A 21805-nucleotide genomic window follows, 5' to 3' on the forward strand; every position below is an offset into this window, starting at 1 on the left:
GCTGCTTAATGCAACTCTTTAAAAACATATAACATATATCATATAGCACATAACATATACAATATATGTTATGTTGTTTTATCAAAACTTTAATGATTGAATGCTTGATCAATTTCTGCCTCCCCAAATATTTCAGATAACATTTTTAATAATTGCTGTTTTACATTATTAGCTGATTCTTTAGCATCTTCTTTAGATGCTGAACCATCAATTGTAATATTAATTTTAGGATTAATACTAATATTCTTACCATGATTCATCTTAGCTGCAATTGCTTTTGATGCATTGTGACTGTGAATTTGTGTTGGTGATTTGAATTCTGCAATTTCTGGTCCATTCTCACCAACTAGAACTGAATGATTAGTTAATGGAGTTCCACCAGTTGAATAACCATGTCCTTGACCTAAGAATGACAAATCAGTTCCATAACGATGCTTAGCATAATTTAAACCAGAAAAGATTGAAGCAAATCCATTACTCCAGCCACCTAAACCAGGCTTTGAATAAGCTGAAAAAGTACCAGGTTTAACTTGCATAAGTCCCATTGCTCTTCCATCAGCTAAACCATCAGTACCACCAATTGCATTTGGATTACCACCTGATTCGGTATTAATTTGAGTTAGCACTTTATTAATCATGCCACCACTAGTAGACAGATGAAGCATTCTTAATGCTTTAGTAACATCTGGCTTCCAACGTTGTACGCCAGCTCCACCAGGATTAGCGCTACCACCACCATTTTGCTTAAAGAAATCAACCGCCATAGTCTTAACTTTATCTAAAACACCAGTACCAAAATCAGTTAAGAAAGGTGGTAATTTAGGAAGTTTCCCAAAGGCATTCATGATGGTTCTAATAGGGTGTGCGATTGCACTTCCAACATCTTTAGCTTTATTCCAAGCCCAGCCAGCAGTACTCTTTGTTTTGTTCCATACAGAACTGCCTAAATGTTCGACTCCATGTAATGCTTTACCACCAATATTTTCGGCACCATGAATAGCATGACCAACACCACTAGCAACTGCATGAGTTGCACTACCTGCCATATTCTTGGCTCCATTTAACATGTTTCCAAAGAATCCAGTACCACCAGCAAAATGTTCAATGCCATTCATATTCATGATATTTTTAGTTTCTTTGGCATTCATTACTTCAGTACCGGCAGGCAATATACCTCTCCAATTGCGTTGCTTAGGCATAAAAGCATGTCCAGTTGGTAAAATAGCCATTTCCTTGTTACCAGTTTCTGGTGAATCATTTCCATCATTCAGCATTGAGTAAGTAGGACGATTAATTTTCTTACGTTTAGTTCCAGTAGCAAAATGAACTGGTTTTAACATACCTATGGTATGGCCAGAACCTCCTACATAACTTAATACCTTGTTTATTAGGCTGCTACCAGCGTTGATTATTCCAAACAGGTCATTGATTCCGCCTGCAACGATACCCTTAAGCCATTTGAACCCTTGAGAAAATTGATGCTTTATATCTACCCATAAGCTTCCAAAAAATCTTCCAATTCCAGCAAATGGCGATCGGATTATGTCCCAAATACCTGATCCAATGCTTTTCAAACTTTTACCAAGACCAGACCAATCACCAGTAATGATTGATGCACCTGCTTTAAAAAGTCCACCAACAACTTTGAATACACCCTTAAATAATGTGTAAAGAAATGATCCAATACCACGAGCAGTAGCTTTAATTGCACTCATTGAAACCTTGAAAGCTATTTTAATTCCATTAAACATTCCTTTTAAAGGCTTAATTTTATTAATAAAACTACCTATATTGGACTGCCCTTTTTTACTGCCTAGAGCTCTTTGAAATGAATTCCAGCCATCTGTAACTGGTCTAAAAAGTTTACCCATTCCGCTAAATAAAGATGTAAAAGGCTTTACTACTTGATGCACTGATTTTCCTATCCAACTTTGAAATTTGTTCCATTGCTTAACGATTGGATTGAAAGCACCTTTGGGTAATGACTTTTGAATAGTTTGGCCAATCTTTTTACCAATTGAGCTTCCACCAATTCCGCCAGCTGCACCACCGACTAGTCCGCCTATTGCAGTTCCAACGCCAGGTACAACTGAACCAATTGCAGCTCCTGCCGCAGCACCGCCAGTTGTTCCAGCTAGCATTCCACCAGCAGAACCAATTTTTCCACCGGCATTCTTCTTATTCATTCCAATTAGTTGAGTACCAGCCATTGCTACATCAAGATAAGGTATCTTAGATCCAATGGCTTTTGCCCCACCAAATAATTTAGAACCAACTTTAGAAATGACACCATTTTTTAATATTTGAGGAACGAATTTGCTACCAACAACTTTTTTGCCAATTGATTTAGTGCTGTTACCTATGGTCTTTATTCCATTTTTAGGATTAGGAATTTTACCCAACAAACTGGTAATACCTAATTTACTACTTAAAAATGAGATTCCACGACCCAAATGAGAAGCTGCAATGCCTCTACCAATAGAAGAAGGTCTTAGCTTGTTCCCAAAATTTCTTAAGGATGAATATTTACCAACTGCACCAATCTCGCTAGGTGTTATAAACATTCCATTAGATGGTTTAGACTTCATAGTTTCTAAACTAGACTTAGAAAAATTTGAACCAACGCCTGAACTTTTTAAATCAAAAGTAGTAGAAAAAGCTTTGTTTTTTTGTACCTTATTAGCTAATTTCCCAGTCACAGTTCCATTACCTAATATTCCATTTAGCAAACTAGTCCTATTATTTAATTTTTCAGCAGCAGTAACTAAACCAATGGATTTAGCAACAGATTTTAATGCACTAGCAAATCCTAGTGCTTTTTTAGTAACAAACATTCCAGCAAGTAACGGAACAATTATTTTTTGATGCTTAACAGCAAACTGCAAAAATGGAAGTGCAATCTTTGAAACATCTTTAATAGTTTCTGCGAGTAATTTAAAAGTAAGTACTCCAGAAGATTTAGTGAAGCTAAAGAAATCTTTAATTGCAGGGGCATTTCGAGCAATAGCGTTACTCATTTTGGTAATACCATTAGCAATAACATCTGTTGCGTGATCCATTGTATTGGCAACATTTTTCACATTATATGCTTTTGCAAATGCGTTACTAATCGTAATAATGCCTTGATTTGTAGCTTGCCCCATTTTGGTAAATTCTTTTTCAGTCTTTTTATCTGAAACCCATTTAGAGATTGCACCATAAATTGGATTCTTAGCAGTCATAAATGGTTTTTCAAATGCACCGATTAATACTGGGACACGAGCTTTAATTGTACGTTCCATCCCAAACATAGTTTTAAGCATGTTTTCCGCTGCTTTATTATATTTTCCAGAACCTAAACTGTTGAAAACTTTCTCAATATCACTAGCTGAAATCTGTCCTTTTTTGGACATTTCCATTAAATCAGAAACAGTCACTTTTTTACCATGATGAACTTGTGTTTCATACTGAGCTAATTGCTCTCGAAACATTGGAAAGTATTGAGAAATCTGATTAAGCATCCCCGCATTAGCTTTACCACGAGATAAACCATTGACCATGTCTTGTGACACAGCTTGAATTTGTGGTGTTCCTAAACCAACTGCATCGGCCATATTTAGCATAGATTTAGTTAATTCATCAGATTCAGTCTTGCTCGAATGTAAATGATAGAAACTTTGTTCCAGTTCATCAACAGTCCCAGCTGCTTGACCAGTTTTAACTGATAAGTCATTGACTGTTGAAACCATATTTTGAGCTTTACCAGCAGAACCGGTTAAAGTTGTCCAAGTGGCATTCATCTTTTGTTGTTCTTTATCGTACTGAATACCAGCTGCAAGACCCTCTTTAATTTTTCCAGTTAATGCTGAAAAAGTATTAGTTAAGGCATTACCAACAACAGTTCCTGCAGCAACTCCTCCGAATAAGTGCATCTTTGAACCGCTACCAATGGAACTCTTATCAATTTTAGGTGAAATATTAGGATGTACTGAGTCTAAGTCTTTAATCGATTGTCTCAACTGCTGCGTATTAACCACAGATTGATGTGTAGAATGATTAAATTTTTTAAAGCTATCATTAGAGTCATTGATTGATGATCTAAAAACTTTAGCATTATCATTCATGTTCTTAAATTGACCAATTGACTCTTTACTTTTATCAATAATGCCAGTAAATGAACTAGTTATACCTTTATTAGTATCAGCAACATTTTTTCCAATATCATTGACACGTTTGTATCTATCATGAATATTAGATAGTATTCCAAAAGTACTTTTTAGTTGAGAATTATTTCCTTTAAGAGGAGATTCTAAACTTTCAAAAGCACTTTTTAATGAATTAGTGGCAGATCTTGCTTTTTCAAGATTGGAAGTATCAAGTGACCATGATAAATTTATCGTTGATTGTTTTGTAGCCATAAATTACTTTCCTCCTTTAGAATCATCATCACCAAATAGTTCTCCAATCTGATTAGCATTAAAGATTGCTTGTTCTTTTGCTAATTTTGTTACAATTTCGTTAATATGAAGTAATTCTTTATAAGTCATTACTTCGATTTCTTTTTTAGTAGCCAGTCCATAGAAAACTGGCCTATAAAACATAAAATCCATATTAGCCTGTTTATCAAGCTTGTCAGGCTTATTTTTATATGGATTATTGAAACATTTTGTTTAAGAAATCCTTTACAGCATTCATTACAACCATAAATTCAGAGTTTTCTCTAATATCACTTGAGATTTTACTAATTGCAGTCATAATATCTGTATATCCCTTATGTTCATCAAAATAGTTAATCGAAATATCATTTTGAACTAAGTTTTTAATTGCATATTCACTCGCTAAATATTCGGAAAATTGTCTTTGACTATCAATTGATGAATCTCTAAAGTCATCAAATTGTTTAATATTTTTGAATCCAACTTTAAATGTAACTTTACTACCATCATCTTGTTCTACATCAATAGATTTTTGCTTATCAACACCATCATCTATATTATTAAAATAAGGATAATTAAAGTTTCCTTCTAATATTTTGTCCATAAACATTTGATGCATATCTGATTCACTTCCAGCTGCATCACTTTGTAGTTTTAATGCTTTTCTCATACCTGGGAAAGTCATTAAATATTGTCTTCCGCTTGGTGCGGTATAAGTTTCTTGTTTAAATTTTTTGCTTACAACTGGCTTATCTGTTTCTTTAACTTCTGTTGTTTTATTAGGCACTGGTTGTCCTCCTTGTTGTGAAATTACATTGTTTTGTCCATTTTCATTATTTTCCATAATTGAACACTCCTATTAAATTAATTTTTTGTATTAAATCAATACAAATACAGGTAGTGGAATCGAACCACTACCTGCAAATTTTGTGCATAAAAAAAGGCCTGCACCAGCAAGTCATAAACTAGTTACGATAGTTTCCATCGTAGTCGTAATCAAATACTTGAATATTCCATTGACGTACAGGAACACTTTTACCGAAGTTTGAAGTTGGTGCTTTTTGAATCATACAATGATCACCACCAAATTTTTCATGTCCATAGCGTACCCAAAGACTAAATACTTCATCTCCGTTATACATATCAGACATCAATTCATTAGAAGAGCTACCTTGTTGCAAGGTGGAATTCATTGTTCCCAAACGGTCTCCTGAAACTGAACCAGCTGATGAGCCTTGTGGATCAGAAAGTGATTCCAATTTATTATTGGTTTTATCTCCAGAAATCATATCACCGTCCTGGAAGTTACGAAGCACTACCGTTTGACCATTACCACGAACAACAGTAATTGATACCCCATCAGCATGATATAAATCTAATTCTTTACCGTTACCAATATCAATACGGTCAGCGCCATTAAAACTTTCAATTGCCATAAATCATTACCTCCTTTATGCTACTGCTGTTCCATTAACGTGAATTTCGTTAATAGCAGAAGAAGCAGTATATTTGAAATTAATATGGTCTAAAATCCTACGATCAATGTGAGTTTGTGGAATTTTATTAATATCTGGAACATTGTAACTATATTCATATTTATTGCTTGAATCGGTTGCAATAATTCCATTATTACCAGCTTCATTTAATGATGTTTCAAGATTAGTCTTAACAGCCCCTAAACCTTTAGCATCCAAAGTAAATGTCTTTTTACCATCAAGTGATAAAGCATCTTGTAAGTTGCTTTCAATGGTAGCTTTAACCCAATCCATGCCATGAATAAAGTCAATGTATAAGCCTCGTTTATTCTTATCATCAGTTTGATTAGAATGATTCCCCCTTAGTTACATAGCAAATTAATCCTTGATTTTCTAAATCCATGATTTGAGCTGCATTTAGTTCTTCAGGGGTTACATTATTTAAATCACTAACAAACTTCCATGATTGTTGCCCAACAATTGCTGAAGTTGCTTCAGAAGCTAAAGCAGCAACATAATACTCATCTTCCTTTGAATGATAGAATTGCCAAACACGATTATATTTGTCGAATTCAACATGATCAGAAGCATTAGATGGTCCAAATTGTTGCAACATAAAATGGAAACCCTTGCCATCATAACCACCATGTTCAATAACATCAGCTAATGCTAAAGCATCATTTTTGTTGTAATCAGACATGATTGCAATTTCCCAGTCATTATAAAAGTAGTCAAAAGCAGCACGACCAATGCCACTAGCTGGAGCACCAAACTTAGTCGCTACATCGTCATTAGCAACTTGTCCATTATTGGAGCTTACCATTGGAGCTGGAGCTTTATCTGAATAAGTAATGACTTGAATGGCTTCAGGAGCATCATCTTGGCTGAAGATGGTTTCTGCCATTTTATAAACTGAAGTATTAACATCAAAATCTGCCATTACATCTTCTAACATTAAATAAGTCTTGAATGATTCTTGATTGCCTTTAGTAAAAATAGCAATTTTCTTTAAATCTTTAGCCGCTTGTGGGTGTTCAATATCAATTGATACATACACATCGGTAATTTTTGGAATAATCAATTAAACTCCTCCTTATTTTTGAATATAATCTTTATTATCAACAAAGTTATCAATTGTTCTTAGCTTTACTTGAAAGCCAGCGGAACGCTCTACTTGTGCTGATAATAAGTTAGTAGTTTCATTGATATCTTCGGTTTCAATCACAACGAACCCGTTGGCCAAAGCCCATATATAAAACTCATGAGAATTAAATAGTTTATAAAGCTGATTGGCCAATTGAGTGGCACCAGTAATTCCTGCAATATCATTCATGGTTTTAGCAGCGTCTGCTACATGTGTATCAAATTCAATTACCATTTCAAACAATTCATGTTCTGTATTATCAGTAATGTGAATTCCTACATGTGGATTTATAAAATCATAACTAAAAAACGGATATTCTTGACCTTGTCGCTTAGAACCTTGCGAGATTGTCTCAATATCCGTTTCTTTTTTAATTTTTTCTATAATATTTTGCATAAAGTCTCGATAATTAAATGCTTCATTCATTAGCTATTCACCGCCTTTAGTCCATAAAATACTACAGTGGAATAATTAGTGTAATCAGTTTTATCAACGATGGTATATTTCTGATTATTACTATCATCAATTACTTCATCATCAATTTCGAATTCATTGTGATGTGAATACAAAGTTGCATCACATAGTTCAACTTGGCCACTATCGAAATAACTCAATTTAGATTGTTTATCATTAGGTATCAGCGGTTCTTTAATTTTAGTCTTATCGGTATTTCCATCAATCCAATCACCACCAACACGTTGTCCTTTTGTTTTATGCAAAACAGTAACTGTACTGTTGGCAAAATCATCAATGACAGTTCCAATATCTAAATCCATTTAAGCACCTCATTCCTAAAATCATTCATTATTCGTTAGTGTTTCCTTCTGAACCTTCTGAAATACTTACTCCACCATTTTCACCTGGCTTAACATTAATGTTATTAGGTGTTTCAGCTACATTTCTAGGCATTGTAAATCCTGGAATGTCAACTGCTGGTGAATCACTAACTGCACCAGTAGTATCGTGATTTAACGCAATATAATCACCAGTTTGAACATTAGTTCCTGGAGCAATGTCTTTTACAAAAGCAGAATATGGAATTGCTTCAGTTCCCTCTGCCAATGGTAAATCCTTTTCTACGTCTGCACCTTTTTTAAAAATTCTTAATACAATTGCCATAATATTGGCCTCCTAAATTTTTTCTTTAATTTCATATTTGATTGATTCCATTAATTTTCCTGTATCAATTAGTGGATCATCTTTACCCTTATTTGCAATAGTAATTGGAGCATTTCCTGGTTTACTCCAATTTTTCATAATATTTTGCATTCTTGCAACAACTTTGTTACCTAAACTATTCATAATACTGTCAGCTGTGACATCATGACCTTCAGTAATCTCAAAAACTTGGTTTAAAATAAAATCTTGCCATGCTGATTCACCATCAACGATAGTTTTTTCAAGATAACGCCTGGCTGGAATACGTACCGATTCTTTTTGAACAAATTCAATTCTTCCATCAGCCTGCCTAACTGGGATTTTCAAATATTTATAATTTTTAGCGTGAATAACAGTCCCATCGTTATTAACAATGGCTATCATCTGCAAAAATTGAGTTTCACTATTTAAAATCCCCACATTAAGTTGCATATGGTTTAATTTATTGAATTCCTTAATTGCTTTAGGAATATTATCTTTTTCTTCCATAATTAAAATCCAGATAAATAAACAGATTTGCCAGATTTTAAGTCATATTGATCACATAAGGAATTAAACTCGTCTAGAGCATCATCACTAGAATTACCAGATATTGTTTTAGTCATTGGTCCTAGTTTTTCAGTAATCGTATTATCTTGAATTTGCTGATTCATTAAATGTACTGTATACAATCTAACTAAAGTATTAATTAGATAATCTGGTGCATTTAAAGGTTTAACAAATAATAAGGCACGGTCAATATAATCAATTACTGCATTGTTATTTCCAATTTTATTAACGATATCTGAATTGTTTTGTTGTAGCTTTTGCATTACATATTGTTTATCCATCTTTATCATCAACTTCCGCAATGACTGGACTATTAAAATTATCATTTGGTCCAGTTGGATTTAATAATTGCGCTAAACGTTCTTGAGTTTTGGCACCATTATATGATTGTGGTAGAAAAGGGTAATCGTCACCTTTTCTATATACATGTAAATTACCATTGTCATCAGCTGAATTAGGATTGGAATCAGTAAAAGCTTGAATTACTTTATAACTCATTTTGTTGCCTCCTAGCTAAGCCTTTGGTGGAGTGACTTGTTTACCATCATCATTTTTTTGTTCTTGCTCACCATTGTTGTTACCAGGACTATCATTACCACCTTGTGATTGTTTGTCGGTATCGGCAACAGTTAAACGGAAGATGGTTTGAGAACCCTCTAATGATGGGAAAACATTCATAGAAGTTAAATCTTCTTCGCGTGCTAACCTTCTATCAATATATCGATGATAAGTAACACCAGTGTCTAAAGTAATAACATCGTTAGCACTATATTTTCCAGTCATAACACCAATTTGTTCAGGTGTTGGTGCGAAATTCATATGGCCTAACCATTGGCCTCCACTTAAGTCAGATACTTGGGAACTATTAGTACCAGGAACGATATAGCTTTGGTTAGGCATTGGTGCAAAAACAAATGCAACTTTACCATCTGGAACATAAGTTTTTAATTCAGCATTATTAGTTGCTGATAAATCACTTTCACGATATACATCATCACAACGAACAATTGCTAAATGAAATTCAGATTTGAAGTAATCCACAACCTGATTTTCACTTAAATTACCATTAGCAATATTTACATTCATACTTGGAATAGTATTTTTCATGCGGTCACTATTTTGGATCATTTCAAAAGTATTATCGTTCATAATTGCTTGATTAGGAATTAAACCAATTTGACGCATTGTTTTTAGCACTTTTTTAACATCACTATAAACATTTGCTTCTTTTGCATTACTCCAATCAGTAGTAGCTTCTTGTTGAAAGTCTGGTTTAACGTCAAATTTAAATGTTTGAATTTGGCCACCAACTTTTAATGGAATTTCAGCATCAACAATTGCCTTGGTCCCTAAGTAATTACGTCTAGCACGCATAGATAAAAGATCCTTGGTTTGATTATCAAAAATGTTTTTAACTACTGTTTGCAAATAAGGATCTGATTGGTTACCTGTTAAAGCGGTATTAATATCAACTGCATCGTGTTCAGTTAAAACTGAAGATTTTCTAAAGAACTGAGTTGACATTAACTTTTCTTGGAAGCCATCACGGTTAGATGGTTCAGGACTAGCATCATAACTAGATGCTGCAGCTAATGTTGGTGCTGATACTTGTGATACCAAATACTTTAATTTATCAGATGTAATTGATTGGTTTGGTAAATATGATTCAGCAAAATATGGTGGCAATGCTTGAACCTTTCGTTCATAATATGCTGCCATATTTTTTAAACTTCTTAATTGGGCAAAATTTGCCATTTATAACTCCTCCTTTATTCAGTTACGGTAATGCTTGGCAAAGCTTTAATAGTGTTTTCTTGATACATTGTTCTAACATCTGAGTCCATATTGGATAAAATGATGGCACCCTTTACAATTACAGTGCCTGTTTCAGGGCCATTAGTAACATCAACGTCTGCCATTAAAACTCCGCTAGGTGTATCAGATGTTGGAACAAGTGTTTGTTCCATTACAAATGGGAATGGTTTAGAACCTCCAACTGGAGTTCCGGCTTTAATAATTTTCTTACCTTCACTATTAGCTGCTACGTTTGGATAATCTACAGTAGCTGTTTTAGCTAATAAGTTAGTTAAGTCATAAGCAATTTCATTACGTGTTGTGTAATTGCGTGTTTCCATACTTTTCATATGTTTTCACTCCTTTTAATTATTTTTTAGCGGGACCAAATGAGTTATCTAACAGATTATCCATAAACGACTTTTCATCTGTTACGACATCACGATTAACTGCAATGCCTTTATCAGTTGGTTTTGTATTATTAGTAATTGTATCCGCTAAAGCTGTAACGTTAGATTTAGTAGTATCGTCATCAGATCCCAATAAGTTATCTACCATTGAATCAATTTTGATACCTTTTTCTTCAGCAACTGCTTTAGCAATGCCAATTTGATGGTTACGTGCATCTTGTTGTTCACGATCAGCCTTAAATTGTTTTAAATCTTCAATTTCTTTTTTAGTAGCATCATCAAGCGTTAAATTAGCTGGTTCTTTCTTAGGTTCTGGTTTAGGATCAGTTTTCTTATTGCTGTCCATAAATGCTTGGAATTGCTTGGTAAAACCACCTATACTGCTTTCAATCTTATCGATACGACCATTCAATTCATCAAAATCTTTACGACCAGGATTTAATGGTTCCTTTTTTGGATCCGTTTTATTCGGTTCTGTCATAAGCCTTCATCTCCTTTTTAATATTTTTCATATGCAGGGCTTGGAAAACAAATGCAACCCCAATGAGGTCTACTTGGATAGTCCGCTTTGCTGTACGGACTGCCCTGTGCTAGATCATCACATGCATCAGTATGATTATGTGTACTAGCTAAATTCCAATTTAATTTATTAACTGAGTATCTATCGAATACATCATTAGCAGCACTGATTCCAAAACGATTTTTTTCTTGATTTATCAGCTGATTTTTATAAAAGTTTTTTGTCTTATTAAAAATAGTTTCAACTGAATTAGGACTTGTGGTAAATGGCTTAAACAAATGATTATTAATATAATCAGTCGTAATCCCCACCATTAAACCTTTATTAACAGCATCAATAGTTTGATTTGCTAATTTATCATTTTTAACCCAAACTCGTTGGTCAACTGTTAGTCCATAATTCTTTTCATCTAATAAATTTTTGGCTTGATTATCAATATCATTGTTTGAATATTGAACGTTTGTTCGGTGATGTGTATTTCTGGCTTCACGTTCTTGCCAAGCCATTGCATACTGATATTCATTGATCAGTGAACTGCCTAAATATTTACTAACATCTTTTGATGTGGCAGCAATAACTATTGATGTAATTGCATTCAGTAAGTTTTGCTTATTCATACCAGCAATATGTTTAGCCTTTTCAAGCCTTAATACACCCTCATCATCATTAACCAACGGCTTAGAATATTGATTTAATACTCTTCTAAATAAATCATAGTCATTGGAATCAACATTTTTTCGTAAATCACTAGTTGATACAATGCCATCATTATTTTCGGCATAAAAAAAACGCATCAGATAATTTTTAAAATTACCTTGTGCGCTATCATATAAGCTATTAATAAATTGACGGTCGTTTAATATACCTGTAATTAATTGTGCTGAACGTGTACTCAATTATCATCACTTCCGGAAACTTTACTGTCATCTGGATAATCACCATCATTTGAATCATCGGCACCGGCTTTTTGGAATTGTTGCATGTTTGTTTGCTTTTCAGCATTAATCTGACTAATTTCTTGTTGAACATTATTAATATTGGATAAATAAGATAATAACGTTGGCAAAGAAACAATATTATTAAGATTTTTAACAATATTACTTTCATCCAACAATGAATGTGGAATATTTGGTGTAAATTTAACTTGTATATCAGCTACAACATCATCAATACTTTGTCCATTCAAGCAATCACATTGAGTTAACATAATAGTAATTATTTGTTTGAAAGCATTAGTCATTTTACGAGCTTTTGCTCCTGCTAGCATGACCATTGGCTGTAGTTTTTTGCCTAAGGCATCCCCACTAGCTGATGCACCTAAAGTTGGATCAGATAAATTAATAATTTGAGCATTTTGATAAATTTGTGATGAAATGTCATGAATGAAATTTTGTTGCTGTTGATCATTTTGAGGTTTAGACAAAAATTTAGCATCAATGTCACTAGCATCAATAGCCCTTCCATTCTTATCAACCGGTTGTAAAACATGAATTTTTTGAACAGTGTCTTGTTGTTTCTCGTCTAATGCATTAAAGCCCTTTAAGAATAGCAATGCATTACTAAAGTATTTAACATCATTAAACTTTAAAGAATAGACTTTGTCTAATTTATCAATAGCTGAGATAGCATCATCAAATAATCCCATTCGTTCATCATTTTCTAACATTTCAACAACTGGAATCATCCCTAAATCATTCTTAACTTGTTTTTTGTCGAATTTATTAGAATCTGTTAATTCATCAACACCAAAGTCATACATAAATTCATCAGTATATAAGGTTCCCATAAAAACACCATTTATTTTAATAAAATAAATTGCAAATAATGGATTCTCGTTCATTGAATTATCATATACTATTAAGCAATTTTCAGGACTTAAATCTCTAAACTTAACTTTGTCATTTTTATCTAAGTAACTAATTGCATAACTATGGCCGTAAATATCAGCTTTTTTCGCCCATTCAAACAAAATATCAGAATAATTACTACGGTTAAGTACATTACTTAACCAATCATTAATCTTTTGACTTTTATCGTCTAATGGATCATTAGCTGAAGAACCATTAGGTACATAATTAACTTTAGCTGGAATCCCAGCAAAAAATCCGGCAAAAGTATTGACCATGTTTTTAGGAATATTAATACTCATATTCTTTTCAAATTCTTTTAGCAACGGACTATAAAATCCCTGATGCAAAGCACTATGGTCACCTTTATAGACACGCATTTTAGCATGATAAATACTTAATAAATCAGCATAACTATTTAATAATTCATTAACTTCATCTAAATTCTCAGTAATATCAAAATCAGGCATTGCGTGCAGCACATCATTATCATCCAAATAAATATGATCAGTAAAAAACGGAGTTGTAACACCATCTTGATTATTAAAACCACTGATGAATCGATAAGGATTGTCATTATCAAAAATAAAATCAATTAAGCTAGACATCATTTCACCTCCTAAAAAATACTAAATTTAGTGTAAGTAGCTACTGAAGCACCACGATGACTGGCCTCTTGTGATAAAGCTTGTGTCATGGAGTCTACTTCATCATCATGTTCTAAATTAGGAAAGCCCACCCATTCATCTAACATCTTACGAATTTCAGGTTTCCATTTAGGATGAGGAACATAAATATTTCCAGCTTCAAAATATGGTACTACAACATTAGCACGAGTAACTTTATCACCATGAGGGACTACTGGAATTACACCACTTACATAATTCTTTATCATATTAATCACAGCAGAACCATTAGCTTTGTCTTCAATATAAATTGCACTGGCTTCTGGTTGCCGTTCGTGCATACTAACAATGGATTTAATTTGCTCATCAAAAGTCATTCGGTCATGTACACGATCTAATAAATATTTATTGCTACCAGAACTTCCCCAGGTTTGTCCAGCTACATAATCAGAAGTATCACTAGCAGTAAAGGTTAAATCCCAACTGCTCCAACGTTTATCTAATTCTGGTAGAACCACTGTATTTTTATCATTTTGCAGCCCTAACTTCTCAGCAGTAATTGCATCTGGTAAATAATACTTAATGGTAGATAATTTAAAAATATTACCACCATCCTGCACTGGTCTCTGTTGATATAATGCTTCCCAAACACGACCACCTGCGTTAGCTCTCACTTGTTCTGCCCATTTTAGTCCTTTATTCATTGGTGGAAATGGACATAATGGCATTCCTGGTTTACGACCAAGAATATCATTCTTTTCAGCTATTTCTGGTAATCTAATTTCTTCCCATGGAAAAGCATTTTCCTTTAATAAGCGACCTGCTAAATCATCTGCATTCCATCTAGTCATAATAACAATAATTGATGCATCCGCAGACAAACGAGAAGTAAAACTGGCCTGCCACTCATCCCATATCTTTTGACGTTGATTAGGTGAGCTAGCTTCAGCCATATTTTTTAATGGATCATCAACAATTAATAAATCTGCATGTTTCCCAGTCGCTGAACCTAAAATGGTAGTTGCATGTAAAGCACCCTTATGCCCATCAATTTGCCATTCATTTTGAGTTCGTTTTCTAGGATCAACTGTTAACCCATACATTGGCTTACCAAATTGTGTAAATTTACCTAGATTAAAGCGGCCAAACTTTTGTACCAATGTATCAGAATAACTGGCAATCATCACTTCTTTTTCTGGATTATTCATTAAATAATAACTAGGAAAAGTTTCAGTTATGGTTGTTGATTTACCATGTTGTGGTGGCATTTCAACAATATAGCATTTACGTTCACCATTAATAATCTTTTGCAACTTATCACAAATTAATTTAGTATGCGGGAACATTTCAACATTATAGTCATGTGCTAACTTAAAATAATTACCATAAGAACGTTTAGCTAATGCCATTCGTGATACTTGCTGCAACATTTGTTCTTGCTTAGGACTCATGTTTGACCTCCTTTCTAGGCATCTGGATAGTCTTTGTTAACATCAAACTTATTGTCTGATTCATCATTATCAGCATATTTTTCTAAAGTATTATCAGAAACATCCTTTAATTGACTGAAATCAATAGAACCAGATAATTCTGTTTGTACTTTATCAGTAAACATTCCTCGAGTCTTACCTAATAACTTCAATGCTGATATCTGGTCTTTCACTGCAATAGGTGCATCATTATAAATCTTGCCACCTGTTGCAACTGTATCGGTTACTTCATTTCTAGCAATTGCAGTTAGGCGTTCATTAATTTCAGTCTGATCAGCAACCTTTTGTGAACTAATAAAATCATTGCGAGCATCAACATATTCACGAATCTTAGGTTTCTTAAGATTTTCACAGGCAATAGCATAAGCAGTGGCTTTACTATAACCAGCTGCTATGGCCGCTTTAGTACCATTTGAATATTCAATATAATAATCAGCAAACTTTAACTGACGAGCAGTTAATTTATGTGCTAAATTTCTAATATCAACTGGTAATCTTTTCTTTGGCTTAGTTTTAGGCCTTGCCATAGTTATTCCTCCTTTCTAATTACTATAAGTACTTTCGACACCACATTTAGTACGGTTCAGTGTACGCATATCTTGATAATTAATTGCATTATCAATAGCAATCATAGTTAAACGATTTTCTTTACAGGGATGCTGATCATTTAAAATAGATAAACGTTCTTTAGCAACTTTTAAAATATCATTAAGTGATGCACCATTAACACCATGCTTACTAATAACACCTTTTTGCCATTTAACTTTGAAATATTTATTATTCATTTATTAATTCACTCCTTCCATATAAAAAAGGATAGCTAGTTAGCTATCCTATGCTTGATTATTTGGTTGTCCAGGTTGCTCATAACTTGATTGTGAAACTCTAGTATTAGCACTTACATTAGTGCTACTTTTAATATTCATATAACTTGATTCAGCATATTTTAAAATATCTTCTAATTGATCATCGTTTAAACCAGTTAATTCAATTAAACTACCGTTAGAGCCTTTAAATGTTAGCATTTTATCTCACCACCTTTTGATTTTATGTATAAAAAAAAGAACTCGAAATGAGTTCTTAAAAATTATTTAATCTTATAATAATTTTTCTTATCAATTTTAATCGATACCTTGTACGCCGCATGGCAATAATTATTTTTACCATATCCGGTAATAAAAAAACGTGGATGATATGAAAATCCATTTGAGTTTGAAATGTTCCCAACAGCATCTGCTAATGCAGACAAATGAAAACTATTGTTTAATGCTTCGTCAATAATTTCTTCATAGTAAAGTGAATTAAAATTTTCAACTTTTCCAGTAGCTAATAATAATTCCGATTTTTTATTATTCTTAAATAAAGATTTTATAGTTGAAAAGTTCTTATTATTATTATAATTTTTCAATAGTCTTTTGCTGTCTAAACAATACTTTACACCTGAAGATGCTATGATAGCGAAAGTATTTATTATATAAATACTTTTATAATCTGAATGGAATAAATTAGATAGATAATTAACTGAAGGATCAGCATACATAGAATTGGCAATGCTAGGGTTTTCCATTAATATAAATAAAGACTTAAAACTATTTGCTTTAGTATCAGCCCGAAGATAGTATCTATATGAATACATACTATCTCCATCAAAATTGCAGCAGACACTGCTAATATATTTTTTATAAGAAAAAACCATTTTATCCCCCATATATTACATTTTAGTTACATTTTATAAAAGCCCTACGATTTAAGATGATCACAAGGCTTATTTTGTTATTTTGCAGCATTAAAATGCTTTTGCATCAATGTTTATAGCATATTGGTTTGCTCTACTTTACATAACTGTTTATTATCCGAAGTTGTTTTCAGAAACCTTGATTTAGCAGTACGCAAAACTCATTTTCATTTGTCAAATGCGCTTTTCACAAACATCTTTGTGAATTGGACGCTTGTGAAGCAGTTTCACAAAGTCTAAATTTAGCAAATATTACAAAATTATTTATAAAATAAATAGATTGCATAGCAAAATGACATTAATAAAATATCAAATAAAACAATGATTACATATTGAATTATCTTAAATGACTTTGTATTTTTATTAAATAAATCTAAATTAATTCCTATAAAATCATTATAGTTTTGCAAAAGACGTTTAGCAAATACTGTAACAAACTGAAAAACTAGCATTATAAAGAACAATATCCAACATGCAACGTATATTTTAAAACTATAAAAGAATTCAATTGCAAAAATAGAAATTGCAATACCTAAAAATGTTCCTAAGCTAAGATTAGAAATAGAGGCAATTTTTCTAGATTTTGTATAGAAGTCCCATCTTGATCTATCTTCAGATGATAAAGAGTCAGCTATTTGCTCAAGACTCTTTTTTCTTTTCATTGAAAGATAGATTATATAAATGAATGATCCAATTAGCATTAGGAAAAATATTAAAGCCATATATTATAAGCATCTCCATAATTAATAATTGGATATATTATAACATTACTCCTCAATATAGTCTGCCTTTACCAATCTCATAAGAAACATTTTAGTTTTCAAAGTCCAATCATGTTTTTTCAATTAAATTTTGCCCTTCTAACCATCATCAATTACTGTTATCAAGGCAATTAACCATAATAACATTAATTCACCTTAAAACTGTATTTTTACTTAATTTTAATTATAAAAGTTAAGGTAACTTAGTACATTGATTACCATTGAATAATAATTAATTCAATTAAGCGTTAATGATCAGGAATTTTGATTGAAAATATATTAATTATTTAAATTATTAACCATATAAAAAAGCAGCCACTTCTGACTGCCTGAATTACATATATATTGGATTCAATAGTTTTTAGTAAGGATTTTTATTAAGTAGTGTTAATTAATGTGTGTTGCTTTTTATAAAAGTCTCACTATACACATTATAACGGATAAGTACCCCCATGATTCCCAGTTTTTTCCCAGTTATAAATTTTTCTGTAAATAATAGTATAAATTAAGCTGTTTTAAGATATCTGCAAAAAATAAATCTCTTTCACGATAAATAACAGATCTACTTAAATGATATTGATTGGCTAAACTAACTAAAGTTCGATTTCTAACTTGACCATCGAAATAATATTTTTTAAAGACAGTAAACACATCTGGTGAAAGCTTAGTGATTGAATTAGTTATTGCATGTTTCTGCCTTTTTAAAGCATTTAAAGTTTTATCTTCATCAATACTGATCACTAAATTTTCAACTGCTAGTGTTGTTTTATTAGATTTACCTCCCCCTACATTTTCATCTTTAAATTCATCAAATGGATTCTTAATTTCTTCGACTCTTTGTTTTACGTACTCATCAATTTTAGGATAATCAAATAACATTTTTTCTACTATTTTTCTAACATGTCTTTGCATTATTAATCACCTTCAATAATTTTTATTGCATCATTTGCACTTCTAGCAACTCCATATAACACTGGATAATTAGCTGCAAATTTTCTAAATGTTTTTTGTTCAGGTCTTAATCTGCCAATTTCATTTTTGACTTCAATAAAGAATATTTTTCCGTCTGAATGTCGAAATCCAAATAAATCAGGGTAACCTTTAGGTAGTCCGGTATCGAAAAATTTTCCATTACTCATAAATACTTTTCCTACATTAGCTCGAAAACAGGTGCAATCATGTTGTGTTAATGCAACACGAATTTCATTTTGTATTTGATGTTCCGGTGTGATGTGCATTGTTTTTTACCTCCGATTTGTTAATTTGTATGCATGTCATGTTTACAAACGAAGCATGTAAAAATTATATTGTAAGCATGTATTATAATTGCGAAAAATATTGATATAACAACATTCTTAAGTGTTTGTAAGCATGTTAAGCATGTTTTCGTGTTACCCTATTTATTACTATGCACATAGTTATTTATACATCCTTTATATGTTGTCTAATTTACATGCTTAACATGCTTACATATATCTATAATTACTGACATACCAGTAATAAGCAGTGTAAACATGTACACAAAACACATGCTTACATCATGCTTATAGTTTTAACTACATGTTTACGTTTTTTCTCCAACCTCTTACTACTTTTTTATTTATTCGCATTGCTGAAACTTTTTTCCAACCGTTTAAACTATTCATCACTAATGCTATCTTTTTGCCATAACTACCACGGCTAGCCATCATCAAGTCATGACCATGGATATCTAAAATAACTTGTAATATCTCTTTAGTCGTGATTTTATTGATACTTACTAAACTTTCTGGATGTAAACTATTAGTTTCTTTGTCAGTTAATGAATCATTGTCCTTATAACGATTGTAGTAATTACGTTTTTGAAACATTGTATATTTTTCCCAATCTTCTGGGACTGGCATATCTAAATATTCTTTAATCGATTCTTCCAATGGATCCTCAACTATATTTTCCTTTTGAATATTAGCTAATTCATTGCTAGTATCTTCGTCTAAATATAATGGTTCATGGTTTTCGTATAACGTTCTAGCTTCAGCTAATAACTGTAAAATATACTCAGGACTAATTTTAAAAACATTTTTAGTTGGTTTATTGATTCCACATTGAATCGGTAGAAATCTACGGTTACCAGTTTTATCCTTTAAAAATTCAGATTCATTTGTGGTTCCAATAAATACACAACGACGAGCATGATCCTCGATTGTACTGGCATATGGTGCTTTATATTTATCGACTCGTGTTGAAATAAATGCTTTAGTGCCTTCAATAGCGGTTTTACTCATAGCAGATAGTTCAGCAACTTCCACAATCCAGTTATCCTTAATTAACATTAAATTGTCTTTATTAATTCCACTTAATGATGGTAAATTATCTAAAAAATACTCTGGACACAATGAATTACATAATGTCGATTTTCCTAATCCTTGTTGGCCAATTAATACTGGCATCAGTTCAAATTTAATTCCTGGTTGTAATGCTCGAGCAACCGCCCCAGTAAGCCATTTACGAGTAACTTGTTTTACATAATTACTATTTTCAGCACCTAAAAAGTCAATAAAAAAAGTATCCACACGTTTAACTTTGTCCCATTTTTCAGCATTGATACGATCAATAACTGGATTAAATATTTGTCTAACTGCAGCTTGCTTTAATCCACTAATAAAAATGTCTTTTTTAAAAATTATATGAAATTTATCCTCAATGTATCCTGATATCATGTCTTTATAAATATCTCGAAATGTACCCTTTTTGATTAGTAATTCTGGAATATCTTTCATAACTGTTATGGTCTGCGTAAAATCATTCCAACCAACAACATCTTTTAGTACATCATCATGTAATAGCAATTGACGGACATTTTTAGCTGAATTGGATTTTAATTTCCCATCATCGTTACGTTCATATCCATTTTTAGTATTTTCCATAGATATAACTTTTAAATAGTCAGATTCTTTTTTTAAGTCATCTGGCATTTTTCGCTTAGCCATTATTAACCTCCTCTCCGTCTAATCTCTTTCTTTTGTACGCTTGAAAAGGTGGTATTTAACTCTTTATCTGGTAATGGATCATTAGTATTGCTGTTGGCAATGCAAGCTAGATTGTAAGCATCTTCTGGTTCAACATTTCTAAATAATAATCCACCCACCAAACTAGTTAAGTTATTATTACGACTGCCATTATTACCCAGTCCATTGGAAATGGTTTCAAATAAAAGTGTTGTTTTGGTTTTTAAACCGCTGAATTTATCAAAGCTAATATCATCATCAGCATAATTATTATTTTTATTAATTAATTGAATCAATTGCTTAGGTGCCGTTACGATTGGATCATGATTTAACCATTCATATTTTTTACCATTACGTTCGCTGGGAGCAACGACTACATAATTATTTTTATGTGCCTTAATATCGACACCTGGAAGCCAGCCAATATTTTGATGAATGGTGGTGTCATCTCTTTTTAAATAAAATCGTTGTTGTCCACCACCAGCTGTGGCTTGGGTTAAAGTATGCGTTAATAAATCTGGATGTTTATTCTTAAATTCTTGAATTGACTTAAACCCATCTTGACCGCCATCGTGTTCATCAATATCAACAACAAAAAAGTTAGTAGTTCGTAATGCAATTGAAGCAAATGGATATTGTTTCCATAGTTTAGTAATTTCATTAGTAGTTAATGGCGGTTGATCAGCAAATTTAATTAGCGGCTGCTTATCATGCATGGGAAGTACTGAAAAACCTGCCTTAGCATAAGCGATTGCATAGTTGATTAGGTTTTTCATTGGTTTACCTCCTTTGATTATTCATTTTGTTATAATTATTTAGAGAAAGGATGATTAAAAATTATTTATTTATATTTACTATTTATTTTTATATTAATTTTCATTTTAAGAATTTTCT

Annotated in this window: 27 protein-coding genes; all 27 read right to left on the reverse strand. The window is 32.3% G+C overall.

All coding sequences use genetic code 11. From position 1 onward, the window contains the following. Positions 1-89 precede the first annotated feature (89 nt). Entirely contained in the window at positions 90-4397 is a 4308-nt protein-coding gene (locus C7N44_RS01640; RefSeq protein WP_225362922.1) for a tape measure protein, read from the reverse strand. A 3-nt stretch (positions 4398-4400) separates the two neighbouring features. Beyond that, positions 4401-4589 carry a hypothetical protein gene (locus tag C7N44_RS01645; RefSeq protein ID WP_105956181.1) on the reverse strand — a complete coding sequence of 63 codons (189 nt, stop codon included), beginning with the start codon at positions 4587-4589 and terminating at the stop codon, positions 4401-4403. A 43-nt stretch (positions 4590-4632) separates the two neighbouring features. Next, entirely contained in the window at positions 4633-5259 is a 627-nt protein-coding gene (locus tag C7N44_RS01650) for a hypothetical protein (protein ID WP_105956182.1), read from the reverse strand. Positions 5260-5380: 121 nt separating this feature from the next. After that, the gene (locus C7N44_RS01655; RefSeq protein ID WP_105956183.1) at positions 5381-5851 is read right to left on the reverse strand and encodes a hypothetical protein; all 471 of its coding nucleotides are present in this window, start codon (positions 5849-5851) and stop codon (positions 5381-5383) included. Positions 5852-5866: 15 nt separating this feature from the next. Further along, complete coding sequence (locus C7N44_RS01660; RefSeq protein ID WP_105956184.1) at positions 5867-6184, reverse strand: hypothetical protein; 318 nt, start codon at positions 6182-6184, stop codon at positions 5867-5869. A 52-nt stretch (positions 6185-6236) separates the two neighbouring features. Then, positions 6237-6971 (reverse strand): hypothetical protein, encoded by a 735-nt coding sequence (locus C7N44_RS01665; protein WP_105956185.1) that lies wholly within the window; start codon positions 6969-6971, stop codon positions 6237-6239. Positions 6972-6983: 12 nt separating this feature from the next. Beyond that, complete coding sequence (locus tag C7N44_RS01670) at positions 6984-7460, reverse strand: phage neck terminator protein (RefSeq protein WP_105956186.1); 477 nt, start codon at positions 7458-7460, stop codon at positions 6984-6986. Further along, positions 7460-7810, reverse strand: coding sequence for a hypothetical protein (locus C7N44_RS01675; RefSeq protein WP_105956187.1), 351 nt, complete (start codon positions 7808-7810; stop codon positions 7460-7462). The genes C7N44_RS01670 and C7N44_RS01675 overlap by 1 nt, the downstream gene beginning before the upstream one ends. Before the next feature lie 28 nt (positions 7811-7838). Next, the gene (locus C7N44_RS01680) at positions 7839-8153 is read right to left on the reverse strand and encodes a hypothetical protein (protein WP_105956188.1); all 315 of its coding nucleotides are present in this window, start codon (positions 8151-8153) and stop codon (positions 7839-7841) included. Positions 8154-8165: 12 nt separating this feature from the next. Beyond that, the gene (locus C7N44_RS01685) at positions 8166-8681 is read right to left on the reverse strand and encodes a hypothetical protein (protein ID WP_105956189.1); all 516 of its coding nucleotides are present in this window, start codon (positions 8679-8681) and stop codon (positions 8166-8168) included. A 2-nt stretch (positions 8682-8683) separates the two neighbouring features. Continuing rightward, on the reverse strand, positions 8684-9022 hold the full coding sequence (locus tag C7N44_RS01690; RefSeq protein ID WP_105956190.1) for a hypothetical protein: 339 nt from the start codon (positions 9020-9022) through the stop codon (positions 8684-8686). After that, complete coding sequence (locus C7N44_RS01695; protein WP_105956191.1) at positions 9015-9239, reverse strand: hypothetical protein; 225 nt, start codon at positions 9237-9239, stop codon at positions 9015-9017. Before C7N44_RS01695 ends, C7N44_RS01690 begins: the two co-directional genes overlap by 8 nt. A gap of 15 nt (positions 9240-9254) precedes the next feature. Beyond that, positions 9255-10496, reverse strand: a complete 1242-nt coding sequence (locus C7N44_RS01700) for a major capsid protein (RefSeq protein WP_105956192.1) — start codon at positions 10494-10496, stop codon at positions 9255-9257. Positions 10497-10510: 14 nt separating this feature from the next. Further along, positions 10511-10885, reverse strand: a complete 375-nt coding sequence (locus C7N44_RS01705) for a hypothetical protein (protein WP_105956193.1) — start codon at positions 10883-10885, stop codon at positions 10511-10513. 19 nt (positions 10886-10904) lie between these two features. Then, positions 10905-11426 carry a capsid assembly scaffolding protein Gp46 family protein gene (locus C7N44_RS01710; protein WP_105956194.1) on the reverse strand — a complete coding sequence of 174 codons (522 nt, stop codon included), beginning with the start codon at positions 11424-11426 and terminating at the stop codon, positions 10905-10907. A gap of 17 nt (positions 11427-11443) precedes the next feature. After that, positions 11444-12361 carry a hypothetical protein gene (locus C7N44_RS01715; RefSeq protein WP_105956195.1) on the reverse strand — a complete coding sequence of 306 codons (918 nt, stop codon included), beginning with the start codon at positions 12359-12361 and terminating at the stop codon, positions 11444-11446. Beyond that, positions 12358-13920, reverse strand: a complete 1563-nt coding sequence (locus C7N44_RS01720; protein ID WP_157945008.1) for a phage portal protein — start codon at positions 13918-13920, stop codon at positions 12358-12360. The genes C7N44_RS01715 and C7N44_RS01720 overlap by 4 nt, the downstream gene beginning before the upstream one ends. An 11-nt stretch (positions 13921-13931) precedes the next feature. After that, positions 13932-15389 carry a phage terminase large subunit gene (gene terL, locus C7N44_RS01725; RefSeq protein ID WP_105956197.1) on the reverse strand — a complete coding sequence of 486 codons (1458 nt, stop codon included), beginning with the start codon at positions 15387-15389 and terminating at the stop codon, positions 13932-13934. 14 nt (positions 15390-15403) lie between these two features. Continuing rightward, entirely contained in the window at positions 15404-15955 is a 552-nt protein-coding gene (locus C7N44_RS01730) for a terminase small subunit (RefSeq protein WP_105956198.1), read from the reverse strand. A gap of 15 nt (positions 15956-15970) precedes the next feature. After that, complete coding sequence (locus C7N44_RS01735; protein WP_105956199.1) at positions 15971-16213, reverse strand: hypothetical protein; 243 nt, start codon at positions 16211-16213, stop codon at positions 15971-15973. Between the two features lie 48 nt (positions 16214-16261). Next, positions 16262-16453 (reverse strand): hypothetical protein, encoded by a 192-nt coding sequence (locus C7N44_RS01740; protein ID WP_105956200.1) that lies wholly within the window; start codon positions 16451-16453, stop codon positions 16262-16264. 62 nt (positions 16454-16515) lie between these two features. Then, complete coding sequence (locus tag C7N44_RS01745; protein WP_157945009.1) at positions 16516-17124, reverse strand: DUF1643 domain-containing protein; 609 nt, start codon at positions 17122-17124, stop codon at positions 16516-16518. Between the two features lie 299 nt (positions 17125-17423). Beyond that, positions 17424-17885, reverse strand: coding sequence for a hypothetical protein (locus tag C7N44_RS01750; protein WP_105956202.1), 462 nt, complete (start codon positions 17883-17885; stop codon positions 17424-17426). Between the two features lie 513 nt (positions 17886-18398). Beyond that, on the reverse strand, positions 18399-18836 hold the full coding sequence (locus C7N44_RS01755) for a hypothetical protein (protein WP_105956203.1): 438 nt from the start codon (positions 18834-18836) through the stop codon (positions 18399-18401). A 2-nt stretch (positions 18837-18838) separates the two neighbouring features. After that, positions 18839-19162 carry a VRR-NUC domain-containing protein gene (locus tag C7N44_RS01760; protein WP_225362923.1) on the reverse strand — a complete coding sequence of 108 codons (324 nt, stop codon included), beginning with the start codon at positions 19160-19162 and terminating at the stop codon, positions 18839-18841. A gap of 318 nt (positions 19163-19480) precedes the next feature. Further along, complete coding sequence (locus C7N44_RS01765) at positions 19481-20893, reverse strand: virulence-associated E family protein (RefSeq protein WP_105956204.1); 1413 nt, start codon at positions 20891-20893, stop codon at positions 19481-19483. A gap of 2 nt (positions 20894-20895) precedes the next feature. After that, a complete protein-coding gene (locus tag C7N44_RS01770; RefSeq protein ID WP_105956205.1) occupies positions 20896-21687 on the reverse strand; it encodes a bifunctional DNA primase/polymerase in 792 nt (263 codons plus the stop codon). Positions 21688-21805 lie beyond the last annotated feature (118 nt).

This window comes from Apilactobacillus quenuiae, from assembly GCF_002994005.1.
GTDB classification, from domain to species: Bacteria; Bacillota; Bacilli; order Lactobacillales; family Lactobacillaceae; genus Apilactobacillus; species Apilactobacillus quenuiae.